This is a genomic window from Streptomyces sp. NPDC017520, assembly GCF_044329855.1.
GTDB lineage: Bacteria > Actinomycetota > Actinomycetes > Streptomycetales > Streptomycetaceae > Streptomyces.
The window spans coordinates 435484-456651 of sequence record NZ_JBIRKB010000005.1 but is presented as its reverse complement, the minus strand read 5'-3'; the positions used below and the strand labels follow the sequence as shown (position 1 = coordinate 456651).

The following is a 21168-nucleotide window of genomic DNA, read 5'->3' as shown; positions in this document are numbered from 1 at the left end:
CCACTCTTTCGGGGTAATGCCTGACAGATCACGGGACAGTACCTTGGAAATGGCAACGAAGACGACAAGTGACCGGGCATCAGGTAGGTCAATGTTTAAGCGCCCGGGGCGGTTTACCCAGTAGCGGAATCGCAGCAGTGGGGCCGACACGGCCGCTTCCCCCTCTCCCACCCTGAGGACATGACCGGTTGCGGGAACCCGCAGCCGGATGACGGTCGACGCGTCCTGTCGGACACTCCCGCGGCGAACGGGCCGCTGCACGGTCTTCTTCCACTCCTCTTCGTTCCACTGCTCGGCCGTGCGGAGCTCAGCGAAACAACCAACACCCCCATCTTCTCCTGGAGTTGATCCATGAGCGCATGCGGCTGCGGGCAGTCACCGATCACCATCGGCGACTGTCGGCCCTCCAAGCCGGTCTGCCCTCCCCCGCCTTGCTCCGGCTCCAAGCCGTGCGAGCACTGCGAGACGACCCCCCTGCGCGATTCCGCGCCGTACCGGGTCACTGCGACCGCGAGCACCACCGACCCGACGCCGTACTACACCATCGCCAACACCCATGCCGCACTGGACCCTGTCGTCGCCCAGACCATCCTGAACAGCGGCACGGGCGTATTCCCGGCCGACGACGGGACGCACAACGGCCAGCACACCTGGCTCGCCGGCGTCGTGCACATCGACCCCGCGTCCCTGCGCGGCAACCCCACCGACGTCACGATCAGCGCCTCGGTCCACGTCCACAACGACGGCAGGAACCCGGCCTGCCGGCTCTACGGCCGCTTCGCACTGTGGAACGGCACGACCCCGGTCCGCACCGATCTCCTGGGCCCACCCGATCTGCCGGCGGGTGGAGACGACAACGGCGTGATCCCACCGACCACCGTGCCTCTCGCGGACGTCCTCGCGGGAAGGATCGTCGTCGAGCTCAACCTGGAGACAGGTAACGACGATGCCTGCCGGGTCGGCCCCAAACAGTGGACGGTCGACAGCTTCGTCCTCACCGTCCAGGCGTCCGCCCCGGGCTGCGGCCGACCGTTCCTCCGCACGACCTGCCGCAACTGCGACGGCGCGGTCACCTGCACGACCGACACCCTCGACGGCTCGACCCCCTACGCCCCGGTCCCGCCGGTCGTCCCGGTCGCCTCCTGCCAGGACGGCTGCGTCACCGCACGCCCTCCGTGTATCTCCACCGACCGGGACAACGCCGTCACCCGGGGCAGCGACGGGTGTCTGTACGCACCCGACACGCCTTCCCTGGACCCTTCCCCGTGCAATGCCGCACGGAACACGACCGGTGGACTACTCGTGCCGCGGGTCGACCTGACAGGTCTCGCCCCGGGCGGCAACAGCGGAGTCGAACGGTCGGTGGACATCGATGTCACCGGGACGCCCGGCTGCCCTGAGAGGTGGGAGATCGGCGCCCGTCTCACGCCAGTGAGCGCGTTCCTCAACGCCGAGCGGCAGCACGCCGACCTCCTGGCCCGGGTCGGTACCGACGTGCCGATCCCCGAGTCCGACATCGTGCTCCCGGAAGCCGGCGTCTACCACATCGACAGCGACGTACGGTACGCGCTCGGCTCCGCCACCGGCGGCAGCGGCTACATCATCGGCTGGCTCAGGGACGAGACCACGGACACCCTCCTGACGAGCTTCACCCAGATCGCGGCGATCAACGCGGCGAGGCAGGAGCAGCAGGGCGGAACCACGCACATCATGACCGAGTACACGGTCGCTTCGGGCCCCCGGACGGTCCGCCTGCACCTGATGTTCGTCCTCACCGGCGGCAAGATCACCGACGCCGAGGCCGGCGGCACCGACAGCAATGGCGCGACCCGGATGCGCTTTCTCAAAGTCAGGGACTAGAACATGGCCGCGTCCGAGCGCGGCCACGTCGACAAGCCTTCAGGAAGGGCGGGACTCGGCCGTGGGCTCGTCGCGCAGCAGCCGCAGCGCCTTCTCCCGCAGCCGCTGCCGGTGCTCGGGGTCGGTGGCCCGGTCCGCGGCACGGCCCAGTTCCTCGGCGCGTTCACGGTTGCGGCGGGCTCGCTCCAGCGGGGTGTCGTACGGGTTCATGGGGTGTCCTCCGTCTTCGGTCCTCCGTCGGCAACCAGCGTTGCGTGCGTGACCGGAGCCCCAGCGTCACCGGAGTCCGTCCGGTCCGCATCTCTTGCGGCTACGTTCGGTGACGGCAGGAGGGCGGGTTCCTGGAGGACGGCGGCCGCCCGTCATTCGGCGGTGTGGTCCGGATGCCCCTCGGTCCGCCTGGTCGCCTTCATCTCGGCCTCGTAGAGGTGGTCGCGGCCCTTGGCGAGCGCCTGCCTGATCTCTCGTTCGATCGTCCGGAACACGTCGTAGTAGGTGGCGTTGTACTCCTCGACGATCTGGAAGGTCCAGTGTCCGGGGATCACGTTGCGGCCGAGAATCTCCCGTTCGACCCGCTCGGCGTGCTGTCCGTGCCCCGCGGCGCGGAGCAGTCGTACGGCGTCGTCGAGCGCGAGGTCGGCGCTCCCGGTGAGCTGATGGAAGTCGTAGAGGGCGCCGCGGGCACGCTCGACGGTCTCCAGCGCCTTCGAGAGCGCCCCGAGGGCCTCGACGGTCGAGTCGGTCACGCCTTCGGGTCGCTGATGCCGCGCATCGGGCGGCCGGTGTTCGGGGTGCATGGGTTTCCTTGTCCGCGGGCGGCCGTTCGTTTCCCGCCTCGCTACCGGGGGCTTTCCCACTGTCCTACTCGAGGCTCCGTCGCACCCGTCGAGTGCGCCCGAGACAGGCGACCACAGCCGCGATATTCCCTAAACAACCCTATCCTCGCCTAATGGAGCCCACTGAGAGATGTTTAACGTAGAGTACGGAACCATGGGAAATGAAGAACGGGAGCTCTACTCGGTCGGCGAGGTGGCCGAGCTGCTGGGACTGCATGTCCGGACCGTCCGGAACTACGTACGCGACGGTCGGCTCAAGGCTGTCCGGATCGGCAAGCAGTACCGGATCTACAAGGAGGATCTGGCCGCCCTGACCGGTCGGCCGCCCGGCGACGAGGCCCCGGAACCGGCACCCGCGCCGAGGCGCGTCGACGCGTCCAGCATCGTGCAGATCGACGCGCTCGGTCCGGACGCCGCGCACCGGCTGAGCACGTTCGTCACGGCGGGCGCGCAGTCCCGGCGGGACGCGTCGGACCCTCTGCGCATCCAGATGGTCTACGACGAGGAGCGAACCCGGATGAAGATCGTCATTCTCGGTGGCGCCGCTGCCACCGCCGATCTGCTGCACATGATCGATGGCCTGCTGGGCCCGGGCAGCGGCCTGTTCACCTCGGCCTCCACGTCCACGCCGGGGTCGGACCGTGCCTGACGTCGTCGAGTACCACGGCGTTCCGGTGCTGGTGTGCGACGCCGCCGGAGTCACCATCGCCGACGTTCAGGACGCCCTCGATCATCTGATCGGAGCCGCGTTCGCGTGTGCGGAGGTGGTCGCGGTGCCGTCCGCGCGGCTGGACGACCGCTTCTTCGACCTGAGCACCGGCCTCGCCGGAGCCATCCTGCAGAAGTTCGCGAACTACCGGCTCCTCCTCGTCGTCCTCGGGGACATCGGCCATCACCTGTCGGCCAGTTCGGCCCTCCCCGACCTCGTCCGCGAGGCCAATCGGGGCCGGGACATCTGGTTCGTGCCGGATCTGGACACTCTCGCCGACCGGCTGGCCCCGAACGGGACCAGACCTTCGTCCGGCTGAGGCATGGGCAGCCCTCGTCCCCCTCCGCGCCCCGTCGCCCTCCTCTCCCACTTCCTCGAAGGCATCGACCTGGGCGTTCCAGCAAGGGGGTTCGCCAGCACATGACCACTACGCAAGTTCCGGCCATCAAGATCCCGGATGCCGTGGCCGCCCGGGGCGGCACTCGGTGTGACACCCGCCACTCCCCAACGCTTTGCGCTCCCTTTACTATCTATGGGACGGGTTCACACCCGCATTCCACCGTCGATCCCGACGACCCGAACAGAGAAGGAGCTGCGCACCGCAATGGGTGAGCCTCCCAGTACGAACCGTGTCATCCCTGACCCCACGCACCAGGGGACGGAGGTGACACGGTGAGCGAAGTGGCCCTTCTTCTCCTCGCCCTCGCGCTGACGCTGGCCTGCGCGGTGTTCGTCGCGGCCGAGTTCTCGCTCACGACCATCGAGCGCAGCGAGCTCGAACGCGCGGTGAAGGCCGGGGAGCGTGGTGCCGAGAGCGCGCTCAAGGCAGCCAAGCGGCTCACCTTCCAGCTCTCCGGCGCCCAGCTCGGCATCACCGTGACCTCCCTGGTCATCGGCATGCTGGCCGAACCGTCCCTCGCTGTGCTGCTGCGCGGCCCGCTGGAGGGCGCCGGACTTCCGGCCGGCGCCGTGTCCACGGTCGCCACCCTCCTCGGTGTGGCCGTCTCCACGGTGGTCCTCATGGTCATCGGTGAGCTGGTCCCGAAGAACTGGGCGATCTCCAGCCCGCTCACGGTGGCCAAGGTCGTCTCGACCCCGCAGCGTGCCTTCACGGCCTGTTTCGCCCCCCTGATCCGTCACCTCAACAACACCGCGAACCGTTTCGTGCGCCGTCTGGGCCTGGAGCCGGCCGAGGAGCTGGCCTCCGCCCGTACGCCGCAGGAACTGATCGCGCTCGCTCAGCACTCCGCCCGCGAGGGCGCCATCGAGCAGGACTCGGCCGAGCTGTTCGTCCGCACCCTGCACCTGGCGGAACTGTCCGCCGAGAACGTGATGACGCCGCGCGTCGACGTCCGGGCGCTGGAGGCGCACGCCACCGCCGCCGACGCCGCCAACCTGACGCTGGCCACCGGCCTGTCCCGCTTCCCGGTCTACCGGGACAGCCTGGACGAGGTCATCGGCACGGTCCACATCCGCGATGTGCTCGCCCTGGACGAGTCCGAGCGGGGCCGGACCCCCGTCACGGCCCTGGCGACCGAGCCGCTCCTCGTACCCGACTCGCTCCCCGTCGACCGGCTGCTCGCGCAGTTGCGCAAGCACCGGACGATGGCGGTGGTGATCGACGAGTACGGCGGTACGGCGGGGGTCGCCACCGTCGAGGACATCGTCGAGGAGGTCGTCGGCGAGGTCCGCGACGAGCACGACCCCCACGAGCGCCCCGACCTCGCACCGGTCGAGCCGCTCGGCGACGGGCGCCCGGTCTGGGAGGCCGAGGGCAGCATCAGACTGGACCAGCTCGACCGGATCGGCTTCGGCGCGCCGGAAGGCCCCTACGAGACGCTCGCCGGTCTCCTCGCCAACCAGCTGGCCCGCATCCCGGTCCGTACGGACCGGGTGGAGGTCGACGGCTGGCAGTTCGACGTGCTCGACATCGAGCACCACCGGGCCGACCGGGTCCGGATCAGCGCGCCCGCACCGGCGCCGGCCCTCGTGGAGGAGGACGCCCGATGACCGCCATCCAGCTCGCCATCGGCGCGCTCACCCTCCTCACCAACGCGTTCTTCGTGGGCGCGGAGTTCGCCCTCATCTCGGTCCGCCGCAGTCAGATCGAACCGCAGGCCATGCGGGGCAGCCGACGCGCGAAGAGCGCCCTGTGGGGCCTCGAACACCTGTCGGCCGCCATGGCCACCGCTCAGCTCGGCATCACCATCTCCTCGCTGGTGCTGGGCGCCGTCGCGGAACCGGCCATCGCCCATCTGCTGGAGCCGCCGTTCGACGCGGTCGGCGTGCCGGAGGCGTTGGTCCACCCGATCGCTTTCGTGATCGCGCTGACGCTGGCGACGTATCTGCACATGCTCATCGGCGAGATGATCCCGAAGAACATCGCGCTGGCCGCCCCCGTCGCCACCGCGCTGGCGCTGGGGCCGCCCCTGGTCGGTCTGACGCGGGCGCTGCGCCCGGTCATCTTCGGCATCAACGCCTTCGCCAACATGCTGCTGCGGCTTCTCAAGGTCGATCCCAAGGACGAGGTCGCCTCGGTGTTCACCGACGACGAGCTCGTGCGGCTGGTCAAGGACTCCAGCGACGCCGGGCTGCTGGCTCCGGCCGACGGGGAGCGTCTGCGGGACGCCCTGGAGCTCGGAACCCGGCCGGTCGGCGAGGTGATGGTCCCGCTGAACCGGACCGTCACCGTCGATCTGGGCATCACCCCTCAGGGTCTGGAGCGGGCCGCCGTCGCCTCGGGGTTCTCCCGGCTGCCGGTCACCGGGCCCGACGACGGGTTGCTGGGCTACTTCCACATCAAGGACGCCCTCGGCGTCACGGAGCGCACCAAGGCGCTGCCCACGAGCGCCCTCCACCCCGTCATCCGGGTCGAGATCGACACCCCGCTCGACGACACGCTCACCGCGATGCGTGCCGCCGGTACGCATCTCGCGGCGGTCGCCGGGGACAAGGGCACGGTCATCGGGTTCGTGACCATGGAGGACGTACTGGACGAGCTGGTGGGGGCCGCCGCGGTCTGACCCGCACGGCGGTGAACTCCACCGTGCCAAGCGGAAGAGGAGGCGGTCCGTCGTACGACGGGCCGCCTCCCACTCTTCCCGGCGCAGGGCTCTGCCGGTCCGGCCCGAGCGCGTAAGCTCGGCGAATGGCCAAGTACTTCGACGTGCACCCCGCAAATCCCCAGCCCCGCACCATCAGCACGGTGGTCGACAGCATCCGGTCCGGTGCGCTCGTCGCGTACCCGACCGACTCGTGCTACGCGCTGGGCTGCCAGTTGGGCAACCGTGACGCCCTCGGCCGGATCCGGTCGATCCGGAACCTCGATGACAAGCACCACTTCACGCTGGTGTGCCACGACTTCGCGCAGCTGTCGCAGTTCGTGCGTGTGGACAACGACGTGTTCCGGGCGGTGAAGGCGGCGACGCCCGGGAGCTACACCTTCATCCTTCCTGCGACGAAGGAGGTTCCCCGCCAGTTGCTGCACCCGAAGAAGAAGACGGTCGGTGTACGCATCCCCGACCACGTCGTGACCCAGGCCCTGGTCGCCGAGCTCGGCGAGCCGTTGCTCTCCAGCACCCTGCTGCTGCCGGACGAGGAGGAGCCTCTGACGCAGGGCTGGGAGATCAAGGAGCGGCTCGACCACGAGGTGGACGCCGTCATCGACTCGGGCGACTGCGGCACCGAGCTGACCACGGTCATCGACTTCTCCGGCGACGAGCCCGAGATCGTACGCCGCGGAGCCGGGGACACGTCCCGCTTCGAGTAGCCCGCACGGTGACCCGGCTCGCCGGTCGCCGGTTCTCCCCCGTCGACCGTGACGGGGGAGACTGGTGGGCGTGACAGGTGAGCGACTGCGGTTCGACGGCTGGATCGCCGGTGTGGGGACCGCCTCGGGCACCCGGCTGGTGGTCGGCCACTGGCCGCGTTCGCCGTTCGGGGCGTTCAGTGACGTCATGGTCGAGTATCCCGACGGCGTACGGGTCCTGCTGGCCCCCTCCCGGCGGATCGCGGACTTCGTCGCCGCCACGTACCGGTTCGACCGGATCGAGGTGGTTCCGGTGATCGTCACCGTCGCCGACGACATCTGGCTCGTCGAGGCGGGGCCGCTGCGCCTGCGTCTGCGGACGGGACGCCGCTCCGCCCTCGGCCTGCTGCTGTCCGCCGTCCCGGCCCCGCTCGCCCGCAGCCCGCTCTGGGCCGCGCTGTGCGACGGGCCGGCCCGGCTGCTGATGCCTGGCGTACGCACCCTGGGCCGCGCGGGTCCGGGGCGGCGGGAGTGGTACGGGGCGCGGGGGCTGCGGCCGGTCGTGGCCGCCGACGCCGTGCTGGACGGGGCGGGTCTGGGGCGGCTCGCCCCGCTCGATCCGCCCGTCGCCTTCGGGTTCGGCTCCGCCCCGCGCAGGCCCTCCCTGGTGCGCGTCACCACAACGGTGGAACTGTCGACCGCCGGGCGCTGAGGCCCTCCTCGGCCCCCGGGGAGAGCATGGGAGCCTTTTCGGGAGCGGTTTCTGCCCACCGTCGGAGGGGCCGGGCCGGGGATGCGAGGGTGCGGGGCGCGTCGCAGGGTGGACCCATGGCAAATCCCCCGATCATCATCCACCGGCCGACCCCCTCGGGCGGCCGCCGGGTGACCGTGCACTACGAAGGCCGGGACGAGATACTCGGGCTGGCCCACAGCGACCACGACGTGATCGTGTTCCTGAACGAGGCCGGCCTCGAAGAAGCGGACCGGATCCTCGACAATCCGGTCTGGGTGGAGTGGCGGGGCGGACGGGCCCACCACTACGAGGCCGCCTGAAAGCCCGCATCACCTGAACGTCCCGCACCGCGCAGCCCGTCGAGGATGGCCGTGCGGTCGGTGTCACGCCGTGCCCGCCGGGGTCGACTGCGGGCTCCCGAGCCGTTCGCGGACCTCATCGGCGTCGGTCTCACGCAGTGCGTCGTCCAGCAGGATCCAGCGGGTGATGCCCACGGAGTCCAGGAAGGGCAGATCGTGGCTGGCGATGACGAGCGCGCCCTCGTAGGACTCCAGGGCACTCGTCAGCTGCCGCACGCTGGCCAGATCGAGATTGTTCGTCGGCTCGTCCAGCAGTAGCAGCTGCGGGGCCGGGGCGGCGAGCATGGTGGCCGCGAGGGCGGCCCGGAAGCGTTCGCCGCCCGAGAGGGTGCCCGCCGGCTGCTCCGCGCGGGCCCCCTTGAAGAGGAACCGGGCGAGCTGGGAGCGGATCTGGTTGTCGGTGGTGCCCGGGGCGGTGCGGGCGACGTTGTCGGCGACGCTCAGGGCGTCGTCGAGGACGTCCAGCCGTTGCGGAAGGAACTTCAGCGGCACCGAGGCCGTGGCCTCCCCGGTGCTCGGCGCGAGCTCCCCGGTGAGCGCCCGTAGCAGCGTCGTCTTGCCCGCCCCGTTGCGGCCGACCAGGGCGATGCGTTCGGGTCCCTTCACCTGGAGGCTGCCCTCGCGCAGCCGCCCGTAGGGGAGACTCAGGTCCCGTACGGTCAGGACGGTGCGGCCGGCGGGCACCGCGGTGTGGGGCAGGCTCACCTTGATCTCGGCATCCCGGCGAATGGCTTCGGCGGCTTCCTCCCTGCGCTCGCGGGCCTCGTCGAGCCGGTCCTCGTGCAGGCCGCGCAGCCGGTCCCCGGACTCCTGGGCCGAGCGCTTGCGTTCCCCGGCGACGATGCGCGGGGCCTTCCGCCGGCCGTCGAGCTTCTTGTCGTGGCGCTGACGGCGGGCGACCTTGGTCCGGGTCTCCTCCAGTTCTCGCTGCTGACGGCGTACGTCGGCGTCGGCGGCGCGCAGCATCCGCCCGGCGGCCTCCTGCTGGGTGGCCAGGGCCTCCTGGTAGGCGGACCAGCCGCCCCCGTACCAGCTGACCGAGCCCGATCGCAGTTCGGCGATGCGGTCGACCCGCTCCAACAGGTCCCGGTCGTGGCTGACGACGACCAGGATGCCGGTGCGCCAGGAGTCGACGGCGTCGTAGAGCCTGCGGCGGGCGAACAGGTCCAGGTTGTTGGTCGGCTCGTCGAGGAGGAGGACGTCCGGCCGTTCCAGGAGCAGCGCGGCCAGGCGCAGCAGGACGGTCTCCCCGCCGGACAACTGCCCGACGGTACGGTCCAGTTCGACGGCGCCGAGCCCGAGGGAGCCGAGGGTGGCCAGAGCGCGCTCCTCGACGTCCCAGTCGTCGCCGACCGTCTCGAAGTGCTCCTCCCGTACGTCTCCGGACTCGATGGCGCGCAGGGCGGCCCGTCGCCCGGCGATGCCGAGGGCCGCGTCGACGCGCAGGGAGGTGTCCAGGGTGATGTTCTGGGGCAGGTAGGCAAGGTGCCCGCCGACGGTGACGGACCCCTCCGAGGGGCGCAGCAGTCCGGCGAACAGGCGCAGCAGGGCCGACTTGCCGGCGCCGTTGGCTCCGGCCAGACCGGTGCGGCCCCGGGGGACGGTGAGGGAGAGCCCGTCGAAGAGATTCGTGCCGTCGGGCCACCGGAAGGTGAGGTTGAAGGCTGCCACGGAGGCGCTGGGCGCGGTGGGATGGCTCATGTGGTTCTCGCAGTCGGAAGCGGGGAGGAACGGGGGGCTTCGTATGCGAGCAGCACGCGGCGACCCGGCCGGGGCCGGAAGGTGGTGGGAAGAACAGTCCTGCGAAGGTGAGGGACGGCTCAGCACCGAGGTCGCATCCACGCGGAAGTCACGGGCGGCAGAAATGCCGACAACGTCGTGACCGTGTACGGACCAGGGCCGTACCGCGCGATGATCGCGGACCTCAGATGCGCAACGTCCACCTCTATCGGAGACAACAGGACCCACGCAGCATAGCCGAGGATCTTGCCGGGTGTCGAGGGGAGTGTCAGGGAGCGCTCTGCGGCGCGGGGGCGGGCGAGGCGGTTGACGCGGAGGCGGCCTGGTTCGCCTCCGAGTCCGCCGGGCCGGCGGGGCCCCGCCGGCCGGGCAGCCGGACGCCGGGCGGCACGACGGGGGTACGTCGGAGGGCGAGGGTGCCGAGGACCGCGGCGAGACCGGCCAGGACGAATCCGTAGGGCGGGGTGGCGCCCATGGGGTGGGTCTCGTACACCAGCGCCGCCGAGAGCACGATCAGGACGGCGGCGAGGCGGCCGTACTGTTCGGTCGCGGCGACGACGGCCATGCCCCACAGCAGGTACCAGGGCTGGACCATGGGTGAGAGGGCGACCAGGACGAGCAGCGAGAGGCCGAGGGCGTGGGCCGGCGTCATACCGCCCCGCATCGCACGGCGGGCCAGAACGACGATCACACCGAGCGCCACCGCCAGTCCCAGCGTCTGGACGGCGGACTTGACGGGTTCCGCGTCGACGCCCAGAAGCAGCTGGGCCAGCTCCCCCAGTCCGAGGCCGACGTCACTCGTGACGGAGAGCGCGGTGTGGATGTTCGCGGCGACGCCCTGGGTGCGGAGCCAGCCGAATCCGGTGCCGCTGATCAGTGTGGCCCCTCCGGCCACCGCGCAGGCGATCAGGCCGGGTGCGAGGAGTCCCTTGGCCCAGCGGCGCCACTGGGGGCCGGTCGCGGACGCGTGCACGAGGACCCCGATGAACAGGAGTGCCACGGCCGACGGGGACTTGACCATCATGGCGAGGCCGACCAGGGCGCTGCCCGCGATCCACCTGCCGCGCAGCGCGAGCACCAGGCCGGCGAGCATCAGGCCGATCATCAGCCCGTCGTTGTGCACGCCGCCGACCACGTGCATCAGCAGCAGCGGGTTGAGCGCTCCCAGCCACAGGGCTCGGCTCTCGCTGCGGCCGTGTTCGCGCGCCAGGCGGCGCAGGGACCAGACGATCAGGGCGAGGGAGGCGAGCGCGACGAGCCGCATCGCGAGGACGGCGGGGACGATCGTGCCGCCGGTGGTCCAGGCGACGGCAGCGGAGAGCAGCAGGAAGAGCGGTCCGTACGGGGCCGGGGTGTCGCGCCAGTGGTTGCCGACGCTCGCGGCGGCGTCGCCCCCGATTCCGCCGGGGTCCAGGGCGGAGGGGCCGACGGTGTAGACGTCGTGCCCTTCGACGACCATCGAGCCCTGGGCGATGTAGCTGTAGACGTCGGCACTGTAGAGCGGGGGCGCGAGCAGGAACGGGGCCGTCCACCAGGCGAGGGTGATGAGGGTCTCGCGGGCTGTGGAGGCGGTCTTGCCGTACTGCCACCAGGCCACGACGAGCACGGTCAGTCCGACGTAGGCGAGGACGGCCGCCGCCGCCTTCGTGGCGGACCCGTGGTCGGTCCACAGGCCCCAGGGGTCATGGACCGGCAGTTTTCCGGCGAACCAGCCGCCGGCGACGATCGCCAGAGATCCTGCCGCACCCAGCCGACGGTGCCCGACCGCGCTCAAAGCCCACATGACCGGCCAACCTATCGGACGGCCCGGACCGGCCCGCAGCGCCTCCCCCGGCTTGCCCGGCGTCCCGGGGGAGGCGCCGCGCCGCATCCGGAGCCCCGGCCGGCCGAGGGGCCGGTACGCGCGACGGCGTTCAACGCCGTGCCCACGTAAATCCGTTGGCGTCCGGGCGCGCGCGTGCCAGGCTTCACCCGTAACCAAGGGGCGTAGCTCAGCGGCCAGAGCGACGGTCTCCAAAACCGTATGTCGCAGGTTCGATTCCTGCCGCCCCTGCCATCACCACCCGGCCCTTCACCGCATGTCGCCGCGCCAGTCCCACTGGTGGCTGTCCGGCGACCGCGGTCCGTACTCGGCGCGTCCCCCGGGCCCGTAGGCGCCGATCTCGGTGACCAGCCCGACGCCGTCGCGCAGGTCCGCCTCGCCCCAGCCCGTGACGTCGAGCAGCAGCCCGTCGAGCGGGCCGCCGACCAGCTCCCGGTAGTCGTGCCCCGGTCTCGGCCCGGGACGGGGGTCGTCGTGGTCGGTGCCGTACACCCGTCGCTGCCTCATCAGCTCGTCCATGCGGGCAGCATCCCACCGGCCACTGACAACGGCTCGGTGCGAGGGTCCATCCGGCCAGTGTCCGCCGCGCCCCGCCGGCCCGGGCGGGCGGGACGGTGACCGCGGAAATGGGCGCGCGCCCGCCCGGTCGCCGTGACACGCTCCACCGATGATCCTTCCACCGCCTCTGATCCCACTGCTGGAGCAGTTCGACTTCGCCTGTGAGCGGCTCCTCGCCCGCTTGGCCGGTCCCGTCATGGACAGCGGCAACGGCGTCGACATCGGCGTGACCCCACTCGGCGACGACGAACACCTCTGGGAACCCGTGCCCGACTGCTGGTCCGTACGCCGTCGCGGCGACGCCCCCGGGGCGCGGGCGACCGTTCTGGCGGGAGCCGGCGACTGGGGGCGGGACTCGGCGGACTCCCCGCATCCGTTCCCTCCGCCGTTCACCACCATCGCGTGGCGTCTGAGCCATCTCGCCGAAATGCTCACTCTCCGTGCCGACCACACCTGTGGCACCAGGGCGCTCACGCGCGACGGCTACCGCACTCCGGGGGACGCCGCCGGGGCGGTGGCCGCCTTCGAGACCGCGTCCGCCGCCTGGCGCGAAGCCCTGCTCACCGCCGACGACGTGGCCCTGGACACCGTCGGGTACAGCACGTATCCGAACGGCAGCGACGCCGAGGATCCCTTCGTCGACATCGTCTGGTGGGTCAACCAGGAGGTGCTGCACCACGGCGCCGAGATCGCCCTGCTCCGCGATCTGTACCGCGTCAGGCGGTCCTGAGCGGCGCCCGGGGGTGGCCGGGAGTACGCGGAAGCGCCCGCAGTCGCCGCTCAAGGGCACCCGCCCTATGATTCAGGGACATAACGCACCGCGGAGCGGCACATGAACCGGCGTCGGACTCCCCGCTCAGCTAGCGCCGAAGACCTGCTCAACACCTTGCAGAACCTCACTGCCCGCGCTCGGCGCGAGGTGGAGTTCCACCAGGCCAGGGTGGAGCTGGCGCAGGCGCTCCAGCGCGACATGCTCCCGGCGGCCCTGCCCACGGTCCCCGGTCTCCAGTCGGCGGCACGCTACGCGCCCGCTCGCCACGGTCTGGACATCGGAGGCGACTGGTACGACGGTTTCCCGCTCGCGGACGGGGCCCTCGGCTTCGCCATCGGCGACGTACAGGGGCACGATGTCGAGGCCGCCGCCTTCATGGGCCAGATCCGTATCGCGATGCGGGCCATCGCGGGCACGGCGTCCGATCCGGGCGAGATCCTCGGCCGGACGAACGATCTGCTGGTGTCCGTGGACTCGGGCCTCTTCGCGACCTGTACGTTCATGCGTCTGGACCCGACGACCTGGGAGCTGCACAGCGCGCGGGCGGGGCACGTGGCGTGTGTGTGGGCCACAGCGGAAGGGCGGTCCGGCGTCACGGAGGACCCGGGCGGCCTGCCGTTGGGCATCGAGCCGGGCGAGGACTATCCCGTCACCCGGCGCACCCTCGACTCCGACGGGGCGATCGTGCTGCTCACCGACGGGGTCGTCGAGGGACCGTCGCTGCTGATCGAGGACGGCCTGGAGCGAGTACGGCGGCTGGTCGCCGCGCACGTCGGGGCAGGCGCGGCACAGCTGGCCGACGAGGTCCTGCGCGCGACCGAGGTGACGGGGCACGAGGACGATGCCGCCGTACTGGTCCTGCGGCATGCCGCCGCCCGCCGCGGGCCCCGGTGACGCCGGACCGTACCGCGCGTGTCACCTGCCCGGTCCCGTCGCGGCCGGTGTCTGATGAGGGGTGTGATCCGCACCGAGGAAGCCAGACGTCGGGCCCTGTACGTGGCGCAGATCCTGGGCGTGGCCGGCGCCTACTACCTGGCGGGGCATCTCGGGCTGATGCGGCAGGTCGTCGTGGACGGCGCGGTCGTCACACCTCTGTGGCCTTCCACCGGCATCGCCCTGGCCGCACTGCTGTGCCTGGGTGTCCGCGTCTGGCCGGGCATCGCGCTGGGCGCGCTGCTCGCGGTTCTCGAGACCGGCGGCACGTTCACCGTGAGCAGTCTGGCCGTCATGTTCGGCAACACGGCCGCGCCGCTCGCCTCGTACGCGCTGTTGCGGAGGGTTGGCTTCCGCAGTGAGCTGGCCCGCCTGCGGGACGGGGTCTGCCTGGTCTTCCTCGGCGCGTTCGCGGGGATGCTGATCAGCGCCGCCATCGGGAGTTTCACGCTGCTGCTCGACGGCAAGGTTCCGCCGGGACGATTCTGGCTGGTCTGGTCGTCCTGGTGGGCGGGGGACGCGATGGGGGTCCTGGTCGTCACCCCGGTGCTGCTGGTCCTGCGCGGGGTGCGGTGGCCCCGCGCGTCCGACCGGTGGCTGGAGGCATCGGTCCTAGCGGTCGTCGTGGTCGTGTCGTCGCTGATCGCTACGCGCAGTTCGCTGTCGATGATCTATCTGGTGTTCCCGGTGATCATCTGGGCGGCTCTGCGCTTCCAGCTGCCCGGCAGCGCTCCATGCGCCCTGGTCGTCTCGGTGCTCGCCATCATCGCCGGTACGGATGGAGTGGGGCCGTTCGCGGGACACACCCTGATGGAGATCATGGCCAACCTCTCCCTGCTCAACGGAAGCGTCGCGCTCACCGCGCTGCTGCTCGGGGCCGTCGTCGCGGAGCACAAGAACATCCGCCGGGAGACGGAGTACGCCGTCGAGGAGCTGGAGGCCCTGGTGGAGCAGCTGGCGCCGCTGTCGGGGCCGGCCGCCGCGCGGTACGAGGACAGGCCGGGGCGGCACGGCCCGCTCGACGGCGGCCCCCGGCCGGACCACCGGTAGCGCGTGGTACGCCCCGGTGGGTCGAAGGGCGGGAAACGCCGACGGTCAGTACGGCAGGGGGCGGCCGGACGGAGTGCGCAGATCCAGCGGCGGCGGCCCCGTAGGGGGCGGGGGACGACGGACGACAACTCGGATGCGGCCCATTGCCACCACCTCCTCCTGGTCAACCGGTATGTGCCCAGTCGGCGCGGCTTCACACTTCCCGGCCGCCCCGTCCCACCTGTCGGCGTCCTCGTGGTCCCTCGGCGCGGATGCGGGCGGTGCCCGGTGCGGTGACCCTTGAGATGGGGGCCGCAGAGTCGACGGAGGAGGACGCATGTCCGCACTGGACAAGATCAAGAGAATGCTCAAGGGACACGAGGAGCACGTCGGCAAGGGCATCGACAAGGCCGGCGACATGGTCGACGACCGCACGAAGGGCAAGTACAAGGGCCACGTCGACAAGGGCCAGGACAGGCTCAGGCAGCAGTTCGGGGCGGACCGCGACCAGGACGGGCCGCCGCGCACCTGAGCCGCCCCGCAGGTGACCGGGCGGCCGCCGTCCGTCGGCCGCCGTCCGTCCCGTGCACCGGGCCGTGCCGCGGAATGCGATCCGTGGCACGGCCCGGTGCACGGGGTACGTCGAGCCCTCGCGCAAACTGACCCACGGGCCCGAACGAGACCCGTGGCGCAGGGGCGGCGACGATTTCCGGGGTTGCCCGCCGGATTCTTGTTATTGTCCCGCCCGCACCCCGTCTCCCGAGTGTGGGAAGTGACAGCACCGGACCCCGGAAGAGTGAGCACAGCATGGGCAAGGATCACCCGACGGCCCTGATCGCGGCGGCGCGGAGCGGCGACCAGCAGGCCAAGGACCAGCTCGTCTCGGCCTACCTGCCCCTCCTGTACAACGTCGTCGGACGTGCGCTGGACGGTCATGCGGACGTGGACGACGTGGTGCAGGAGGCGGTGCTGCGCATGCTCCGGGGCCTGCCGGATCTGCGTGACCCGGAGCGTTTCCGTTCCTGGCTGGTGGCGATAGCCATGAACGAGATACGTACGCACTGGCGTGACGGACAGTCCGGTGCGATACCGGCGGACCGGCTGGACGCCGCGTACGACCTGCCGGATCCCCGGGCGGACTTCGTCGAGGTGACGATCCTGGAGCTGGGCCTGACCGGCCAGCGTCGCCAGGTAGCGGAGGCGACACGCTGGCTGGACGAGGACGACCGCGCCCTGCTGTCGCTGTGGTGGCTGGAGACCACCGGGCACCTGTCCCGTGCCGAGGTCGCCGCGGCCCTCGAACTCTCCCCGCAGCACACCGCCGTACGGGTGCAACGGATGAAGGCACAGCTGGAGGCGGCAAGAGTCGTGGTGGGCGCGCTGGCGGCCGAACCGCCGTGCGTGCTTCTGGAGGGCATCGCCGTCGGCTGGGACGGTGTCCCCTCCGCCCTGTGGCGCAAGCGGCTGGCCCGCCATGCCCGCGAATGCACCGTGTGCTCGGGACACCGCTCGGGGCTTGTTCCCGCCGAAGGGCTGTTGGTGGGTCTCGCCCTGGTCCCGGTGGCCGCGGCAGGAACGGGGGCCGTTCCTGATCTGCTCACCACGGCTGCGCAGCTCCAGGTGGCCGGTCCTGGCTCGCCCGGCACCGGGGCGGGACGCGCGGAGCGCAGACGAGTGCAGGCCCGACGCCGCCGTCGCAACGCAGCCATAGCGGCCGTGGTCGCGGTCGCCGCGCTCGGCACGGGCGGCGCGGCGGTGCACCTCTACACCGACGCCGACGACCGGGACGCGACGACCGTCACCGCCGACGCTCCGGCCCCCCGCTCCCAGGCGCCCACCTCTGCCTCACCGACGCCGTCCCCGTCTTCCTCGGCCTTCGCGTCCGTGTCGCCCAGCGCCTCCCCGACGCCGAGTTCCTCGCGTACGTCCAAGGCCAAGCCGGAGAAGAGCACCCCGGCACCGCCCGCGCCCACCACCGCAGCCCCGGCCCCGAAGCCGGACCCGCCGGCGCCCGCACAGCCCGCACCGCCCGCACCGCCCGCACCGGCGGGAACCGCCGGCCAGGTGGCCGATCTGGTCAACGCCGAGCGGGCCAAGGAGGGCTGCGGTCCGGTGACCGTCAACGATCAGCTCAACACCGCCGCGCTACGGCACTCCGCCGATATGGAGGCCAAGGACTACTTCTCGCACACCTCGCAGGACGGCAGGGATCCAGGCGACCGGATCACCGCCGCGGGGTATCGGTGGTCCACCTACGGCGAGAACATCGCCAAGGGCCAGCAGACCCCGGCCGACGTGATGCGGTCCTGGATGGACAGCCCGGGACACCGCGCGAACATCCTCAACTGTTCCTTCAAGGAGATCGGCGTCGGTAAGCAGAATACGGACGAAGGTCCGATATGGACACAGGTGTTCGGGACCCGGTTAGCCCGCCGGACACCCCTTAGGATGCCGCCATGATCGCTCAAGTGGAGTGCGTGGTACTGGACTGCCCCGACCCGAAGGAACTGGCCGGCTTCTACGCGTCATTGCTCGGGGGCGAGGTCGACCGCGCCGACCGGAGATGGGCGTGCGACGCGGACTGGTCCACGCTGCACACGCCCGGTGGACTCGTCCTCGCCTTTCAGCGGGTGGCCGATCACCGGCCGCCCGGCTGGCCCGGCCAGGAGCCGCCCCAGCAGTTCCACCTGGACTTCGGCGTCACCGACCAGGAACGGGCGCACGAGGTGGTTCTGGCGTGCGGGGGGTCCCTCCTCGACGCCGGGGACGAAGCGCGCGGGTGGCGTGTCTACGCCGACCCTGCCGGACACCCCTTCTGCCTGGTTCGGCACTGACCGTTCCAGCACCGCTCGCACGCCCGGGCCGTCCGGTGCGGCCGCCGACCAGCCGCACCTGAGCCCGGCGGGATCTCGCCGGGCTCAGCGCAGGACCAACATCAGCGCCGTGCCGACGCAGATCGCCGCGCCCGCCGCGCCGGCCGAGACGGCGACGCAGCGGGCCCGGAGCCGAACATAACGCCCGGCGTACTCCTCGCGCAGTTCGTCCGCGCGGTCCCGGATGTGGGTGAGCGACTCCCGGGAAGCGGCGACGCGTTCGGTGATGAACACCCGCTCGACGTCCTCACGCTGCGCTGTGGTCAACCAGGGCAACCGGTCGGTGAAGCGGCGCGCCTGTCGTCGCGCCCTCTCGACCTCCGCGTTCCACAGCAGAAAGCCTTCCAGTTGCGCCAGGCCCCGGGCGCAGTCCTCGTCGGGTTTCACCCCGTCCTCCTCTCGCACCCCGCCGCTTGATCAAGGGCGTGGGCCGCATTCACTCGTGCCGGTCCCCCGGGGCGACGACCGTGGAGTCCTGGGGGCGGTTGGTGGCTTCCTCCAAAGAGCGGACCGCCGGGTGGTGCAGGTCGAACGCCGGGGATTCGGAGCGGATCCGCGGCAGGGTGACGAAGTTGTGCCGCGGCGGCGGGCAGGACGTGGCCCATTCCAGCGAACGGCCGTAGCCCCACGGGTCGTCGACCTCGATCTTCCTGCCGTACTTGGCGGTCTTCCAGATGTTGTAGAAGAACGGCAGGATCGACAGGCCCAGCAGGAAGGAGGAAAGGGTGGAGATCGTATTCAGCGCGGTGAAGCCGTCGGCGTCGAGGTAGTCCGCGTAACGACGCGGCATGCCCTCGGCCCCGAGCCAGTGCTGCACCAGGAAGGTGCCGTGGAAGCCCACGAACAGCGTCCAGAACGTCATCTTCCCGAGCCGTTCGTCCAGCAACTTACCGGTGAACTTCGGCCACCAGAAATGGAATCCGGCGAACATCGCGAACACCACGGTGCCGAATACCACGTAGTGGAAGTGGGCGACGACGAAGTACGAGTCGGAGACGTGGAAGTCCAGGGGTGGTGAGGCGAGAATGATCCCAGTCAGACCACCGAACAGGAAGGTGACCAGAAAACCGACGGCCCAGAGCATCGGGGTCTCCATGGAGAGCGATCCCTTCCACATGGTGCCAATCCAGTTGAAGAATTTCACGCCTGTTGGCACGGCGATGAGGAAGGTCATGAAGGAGAAGAACGGCAGCAGCACACCGCCCGTGACGAACATGTGGTGCGCCCACACGGTCGCGGACAGGCCGGCGATGGCGATGGTGGCCGCGACCAGGCCGATATAGCCGAAGACCGGCTTGCGGCTGAAGACCGGAAGGATCTCTGTGACGATGCCGAAGAACGGCAGGGCGATGATGTAGACCTCGGGGTGGCCGAAGAACCAGAACAGGTGCTGCCACAGCAGGGCGCCGCCGTTGGCCGCGTCGAAGACATGCGCACCGAACTTGCGGTCGGCCTCCAGCGCCAGCAGGGCCGCGGCGAGGACCGGGAAGGCCAGCAGAACCAGGACACCGGTCAGCAGGACGTTCCAGGTGAAGATTGGCATACGGAACATCGTCATGCCGGGTGCGCGCATGCAGATGATCGTGGTGATGAAGTTGACCGAGCCGAGGATCGTGCCGAAGCCGGAGAAGGCCAGACCCATGATCCACATGTCGGCGCCGACACCGGGAGAGCGGACCGCGTCGTTGAGCGGGGCGTAGGCGAACCAGCCGAAGTCGGCCGCACCCTGCGGGGTGAGGAAGCCGGCCACCGCGATGAGCGAGCCGAAGAGGTACAGCCAGTACGCGAACATGTTCAGCCGCGGGAACGCCACGTCGGGCGCGCCGATCTGCAACGGCATGATCCAGTTCGCGAATCCGGCAAACAGCGGCGTCGCGAACATCAGCAGCATGATCGTGCCGTGCATCGTGAAAGCCTGGTTGAACTGCTCGTTCGAGATCAGCTGGATACCGGGCCGGGCCAGCTCGGCTCGCATCACCAACGCCAGGAGCCCTCCCACGCAGAAGAACGCGAAGGAGGTGACGAGGTAGAGCGTGCCGATGGTCTTGTGGTCCGTGCTGGTCATCCACTTGATGACCACATTGCCGGGTTCGCCGCGCCGTACCGGCATTTCGTCCTGGTCGGCGGCATCGGTCTCCACCGGTTGCGAGATGCCCCTCGTCGTCACTACGACGCTCCTTCGGTCGACGGCCCGTGTGGACTCGGCGACCAGAATGGACCCGCGGAGATCAGTGCGGTGGGACATCCTTCCCCGTTCGGGGCGAGCGGCCGACAAGGACACTCAAATGGCCTAGGACGAACCCTCCCTCCACCCTCGGTCACCGCAACCGCAACCGCAACCGCAACCGGGCGTCAACGTCCGGGAGCAGATCGGATATTCCCTCGCGGGCACAGGAATAGCTTCTCCGGCACCGGAGTTGGTGAACCGACGGAATCACTTCTCTCCTCCCCACTCCCGTTCACTCCTCTCCACTCGGCAGTTTCGGAAGGTCGGATCCATGAAGATCGGCATCATCGGCGCGGGCAACATCGGCGGCAACCTGACGCGACGTCTCACCGCCCTCGGGCATGAGGTCGCGGTTGCCAACTCCCGCGGCCCCCAGACGCTCACCGCCCTCGCCGAAGAGACCGGGGCGAAGCCGGTGCCCGCGTCGGAGGCCGCGCGGGGCGCCAAGGTAGTCGTCGTCACGGTGCCGCTGAAGGCCGTGCCCGACCTGCCCGCCGGATTCCTCGACGGCGCGACGGAAGGCGTCGCGGTCATCGACACGGGCAACTACTACCCGCAGCAGCGCGACGGCCTTATCGCCGCCATCGAGGACGGGCTGCCCGAGAGCCGGTGGACGGAGCAGCAGATCGGTCACCCCGTGATCAAGGCGTTCAACGGCACGTACGCCCAGGACATCCTGGACCGGGGCCGCCCGCACGGCACTCCGGGCCGGCAGGCGCTCCCTGTCGCGGGCGACGACCCGAAGGCCAAACAGGCGGTCCGCGACCTCATCGACGAGTTGGGCTTCGACACCGTCGACAGCGGCGGCCTGGACGAATCCTGGCGCCAGCAGCCCGGCACGCCGGTGTACGGAAGCCAGGGCGACGTCGACGCCATCGTGAAGGCCCTCTCGGAAGCATCCCAGGAGCGCACCGCGGAGTGGCGCGCCTGATACCGGGCTTCACGCCGGTGGGACAACCGGGCGACCAC

General features: G+C 70.6%; 22 protein-coding genes and 1 tRNA gene. 16 read left to right on the top strand and 7 right to left on the bottom strand.

Annotated elements, in window-relative coordinates; genetic code table 11:
- Positions 1–351 precede the first annotated feature (351 nt).
- The gene (locus ACH4KB_RS15465) at positions 352–1860 is read left to right on the top strand and encodes a hypothetical protein (RefSeq protein ID WP_398066455.1); all 1509 of its coding nucleotides are present in this window, start codon (positions 352–354) and stop codon (positions 1858–1860) included.
- 39 nt (positions 1861–1899) lie between these two features.
- Here ACH4KB_RS15465 and ACH4KB_RS15460 read toward each other — a convergent pair whose 3' ends face one another.
- Together ACH4KB_RS15460 and ACH4KB_RS15455 are read right to left on the bottom strand one after the other, a co-directional pair.
- Entirely contained in the window at positions 1900–2070 is a 171-nt protein-coding gene (locus ACH4KB_RS15460; protein WP_398066454.1) for a DUF6381 family protein, read from the bottom strand.
- Positions 2071–2222: 152 nt separating this feature from the next.
- On the bottom strand, positions 2223–2657 hold the full coding sequence (locus ACH4KB_RS15455) for a hypothetical protein (RefSeq protein ID WP_398066453.1): 435 nt from the start codon (positions 2655–2657) through the stop codon (positions 2223–2225).
- A gap of 193 nt (positions 2658–2850) precedes the next feature.
- Between ACH4KB_RS15455 and ACH4KB_RS15450 the strand changes: the two genes are divergently transcribed.
- The 7 genes from ACH4KB_RS15450 (at position 2851) to ACH4KB_RS15420 (ending at position 8206) form a co-directional block, all read left to right on the top strand.
- Complete coding sequence (locus ACH4KB_RS15450; protein ID WP_398066452.1) at positions 2851–3345, top strand: helix-turn-helix domain-containing protein; 495 nt, start codon at positions 2851–2853, stop codon at positions 3343–3345.
- Positions 3338–3724, top strand: a complete 387-nt coding sequence (locus ACH4KB_RS15445) for a DUF4180 domain-containing protein (RefSeq protein ID WP_398066451.1) — start codon at positions 3338–3340, stop codon at positions 3722–3724. Before ACH4KB_RS15450 ends, ACH4KB_RS15445 begins: the two co-directional genes overlap by 8 nt.
- Positions 3725–4077: 353 nt before the next feature.
- Positions 4078–5415, top strand: coding sequence for a hemolysin family protein (locus tag ACH4KB_RS15440; RefSeq protein ID WP_398066450.1), 1338 nt, complete (start codon positions 4078–4080; stop codon positions 5413–5415).
- Positions 5412–6428 carry a hemolysin family protein gene (locus tag ACH4KB_RS15435; protein ID WP_398066449.1) on the top strand — a complete coding sequence of 339 codons (1017 nt, stop codon included), beginning with the start codon at positions 5412–5414 and terminating at the stop codon, positions 6426–6428. Before ACH4KB_RS15440 ends, ACH4KB_RS15435 begins: the two co-directional genes overlap by 4 nt.
- A gap of 125 nt (positions 6429–6553) precedes the next feature.
- A complete protein-coding gene (locus ACH4KB_RS15430; protein ID WP_215109589.1) occupies positions 6554–7174 on the top strand; it encodes an L-threonylcarbamoyladenylate synthase in 621 nt (206 codons plus the stop codon).
- Positions 7175–7244: 70 nt separating this feature from the next.
- A complete protein-coding gene (locus ACH4KB_RS15425) occupies positions 7245–7865 on the top strand; it encodes a hypothetical protein (protein ID WP_398066448.1) in 621 nt (206 codons plus the stop codon).
- A gap of 116 nt (positions 7866–7981) precedes the next feature.
- Positions 7982–8206 carry a hypothetical protein gene (locus ACH4KB_RS15420; RefSeq protein WP_398066447.1) on the top strand — a complete coding sequence of 75 codons (225 nt, stop codon included), beginning with the start codon at positions 7982–7984 and terminating at the stop codon, positions 8204–8206.
- A 63-nt stretch (positions 8207–8269) separates the two neighbouring features.
- On the opposite strand, the gene ACH4KB_RS15415 is transcribed toward ACH4KB_RS15420, so the two are convergent.
- Positions 8270–9946: an ABC-F family ATP-binding cassette domain-containing protein gene (locus ACH4KB_RS15415; protein WP_398066446.1), complete on the bottom strand. Its 1677-nt coding sequence runs from the start codon at positions 9944–9946 to the stop codon at positions 8270–8272.
- Positions 9947–10253: 307 nt separating this feature from the next.
- Complete coding sequence (gene mptB / locus ACH4KB_RS15410; RefSeq protein WP_398066445.1) at positions 10254–11768, bottom strand: polyprenol phosphomannose-dependent alpha 1,6 mannosyltransferase MptB; 1515 nt, start codon at positions 11766–11768, stop codon at positions 10254–10256.
- 197 nt (positions 11769–11965) lie between these two features.
- Here mptB and ACH4KB_RS15405 point away from each other — a divergent pair.
- Positions 11966–12041: transfer RNA gene (locus ACH4KB_RS15405), tRNA-Trp, on the top strand.
- A 15-nt stretch (positions 12042–12056) separates the two neighbouring features.
- Here the strand turns inward: ACH4KB_RS15405 and ACH4KB_RS15400 are convergent.
- Complete coding sequence (locus ACH4KB_RS15400) at positions 12057–12326, bottom strand: hypothetical protein (protein ID WP_398066444.1); 270 nt, start codon at positions 12324–12326, stop codon at positions 12057–12059.
- Between the two features lie 148 nt (positions 12327–12474).
- Here ACH4KB_RS15400 and ACH4KB_RS15395 point away from each other — a divergent pair, with 148 nt between their 5' ends.
- The 6 genes from ACH4KB_RS15395 (at position 12475) to ACH4KB_RS15370 (ending at position 17933) form a co-directional block, all read left to right on the top strand.
- Complete coding sequence (locus ACH4KB_RS15395; protein ID WP_398066443.1) at positions 12475–13095, top strand: DinB family protein; 621 nt, start codon at positions 12475–12477, stop codon at positions 13093–13095.
- Positions 13096–13197: 102 nt separating this feature from the next.
- Positions 13198–14031 carry a PP2C family protein-serine/threonine phosphatase gene (locus ACH4KB_RS15390; protein WP_398066442.1) on the top strand — a complete coding sequence of 278 codons (834 nt, stop codon included), beginning with the start codon at positions 13198–13200 and terminating at the stop codon, positions 14029–14031.
- Between the two features lie 63 nt (positions 14032–14094).
- Positions 14095–15120 (top strand): MASE1 domain-containing protein, encoded by a 1026-nt coding sequence (locus ACH4KB_RS15385; RefSeq protein WP_398066441.1) that lies wholly within the window; start codon positions 14095–14097, stop codon positions 15118–15120.
- A gap of 316 nt (positions 15121–15436) precedes the next feature.
- Entirely contained in the window at positions 15437–15631 is a 195-nt protein-coding gene (locus ACH4KB_RS15380) for an antitoxin (RefSeq protein ID WP_398066440.1), read from the top strand.
- Positions 15632–15906: 275 nt separating this feature from the next.
- Complete coding sequence (locus ACH4KB_RS15375) at positions 15907–17559, top strand: sigma-70 family RNA polymerase sigma factor (RefSeq protein WP_398066439.1); 1653 nt, start codon at positions 15907–15909, stop codon at positions 17557–17559.
- Entirely contained in the window at positions 17556–17933 is a 378-nt protein-coding gene (locus ACH4KB_RS15370; protein ID WP_398066438.1) for a VOC family protein, read from the top strand. Before ACH4KB_RS15375 ends, ACH4KB_RS15370 begins: the two co-directional genes overlap by 4 nt.
- Positions 17934–18017: 84 nt before the next feature.
- On the opposite strand, the gene ACH4KB_RS15365 is transcribed toward ACH4KB_RS15370, so the two are convergent.
- Together ACH4KB_RS15365 and ctaD are read right to left on the bottom strand one after the other, a co-directional pair.
- Positions 18018–18359: a hypothetical protein gene (locus tag ACH4KB_RS15365; RefSeq protein ID WP_398066437.1), complete on the bottom strand. Its 342-nt coding sequence runs from the start codon at positions 18357–18359 to the stop codon at positions 18018–18020.
- 49 nt (positions 18360–18408) lie between these two features.
- On the bottom strand, positions 18409–20082 hold the full coding sequence (gene ctaD, locus ACH4KB_RS15360) for a cytochrome c oxidase subunit I (protein WP_398066544.1): 1674 nt from the start codon (positions 20080–20082) through the stop codon (positions 18409–18411).
- Between the two features lie 310 nt (positions 20083–20392).
- Between ctaD and ACH4KB_RS15355 the strand changes: the two genes are divergently transcribed.
- A complete protein-coding gene (locus ACH4KB_RS15355; protein WP_398066436.1) occupies positions 20393–21130 on the top strand; it encodes an NADPH-dependent F420 reductase in 738 nt (245 codons plus the stop codon).
- The last annotated feature ends 38 nt before the right edge of the window (positions 21131–21168 follow it).

Excerpts from the sequence above, each read along its gene's own strand:
- ACH4KB_RS15455 (WP_398066453.1), bottom strand. The coding sequence starts at position 2,657 with ATGCACCCCGAACACCGGCCGCCCGATGCGCGGCATCAGCGACCCGAA.
- ACH4KB_RS15400 (WP_398066444.1), bottom strand. The coding sequence starts at position 12,326 with ATGGACGAGCTGATGAGGCAGCGACGGGTGTACGGCACCGACCACGAC.
- ACH4KB_RS15420 (WP_398066447.1), top strand. The coding sequence starts at position 7,982 with ATGGCAAATCCCCCGATCATCATCCACCGGCCGACCCCCTCGGGCGGC.
- mptB (WP_398066445.1), bottom strand. The coding sequence starts at position 11,768 with ATGTGGGCTTTGAGCGCGGTCGGGCACCGTCGGCTGGGTGCGGCAGGA.
- ctaD (WP_398066544.1), bottom strand. The coding sequence starts at position 20,082 with ATGCCGGTACGGCGCGGCGAACCCGGCAATGTGGTCATCAAGTGGATG.
- ACH4KB_RS15390 (WP_398066442.1), top strand. The coding sequence starts at position 13,198 with ATGAACCGGCGTCGGACTCCCCGCTCAGCTAGCGCCGAAGACCTGCTC.
- ACH4KB_RS15450 (WP_398066452.1), top strand. The coding sequence starts at position 2,851 with ATGGGAAATGAAGAACGGGAGCTCTACTCGGTCGGCGAGGTGGCCGAG.
- ACH4KB_RS15460 (WP_398066454.1), bottom strand. The coding sequence starts at position 2,070 with ATGAACCCGTACGACACCCCGCTGGAGCGAGCCCGCCGCAACCGTGAA.
- ACH4KB_RS15395 (WP_398066443.1), top strand. The coding sequence starts at position 12,475 with ATGATCCTTCCACCGCCTCTGATCCCACTGCTGGAGCAGTTCGACTTC.
- ACH4KB_RS15435 (WP_398066449.1), top strand. The coding sequence starts at position 5,412 with ATGACCGCCATCCAGCTCGCCATCGGCGCGCTCACCCTCCTCACCAAC.
- ACH4KB_RS15370 (WP_398066438.1), top strand. The coding sequence starts at position 17,556 with ATGATCGCTCAAGTGGAGTGCGTGGTACTGGACTGCCCCGACCCGAAG.
- ACH4KB_RS15380 (WP_398066440.1), top strand. The coding sequence starts at position 15,437 with ATGTCCGCACTGGACAAGATCAAGAGAATGCTCAAGGGACACGAGGAG.
- ACH4KB_RS15415 (WP_398066446.1), bottom strand. The coding sequence starts at position 9,946 with ATGAGCCATCCCACCGCGCCCAGCGCCTCCGTGGCAGCCTTCAACCTC.
- ACH4KB_RS15375 (WP_398066439.1), top strand. The coding sequence starts at position 15,907 with ATGGGCAAGGATCACCCGACGGCCCTGATCGCGGCGGCGCGGAGCGGC.
- ACH4KB_RS15465 (WP_398066455.1), top strand. The coding sequence starts at position 352 with ATGAGCGCATGCGGCTGCGGGCAGTCACCGATCACCATCGGCGACTGT.
- ACH4KB_RS15430 (WP_215109589.1), top strand. The coding sequence starts at position 6,554 with ATGGCCAAGTACTTCGACGTGCACCCCGCAAATCCCCAGCCCCGCACC.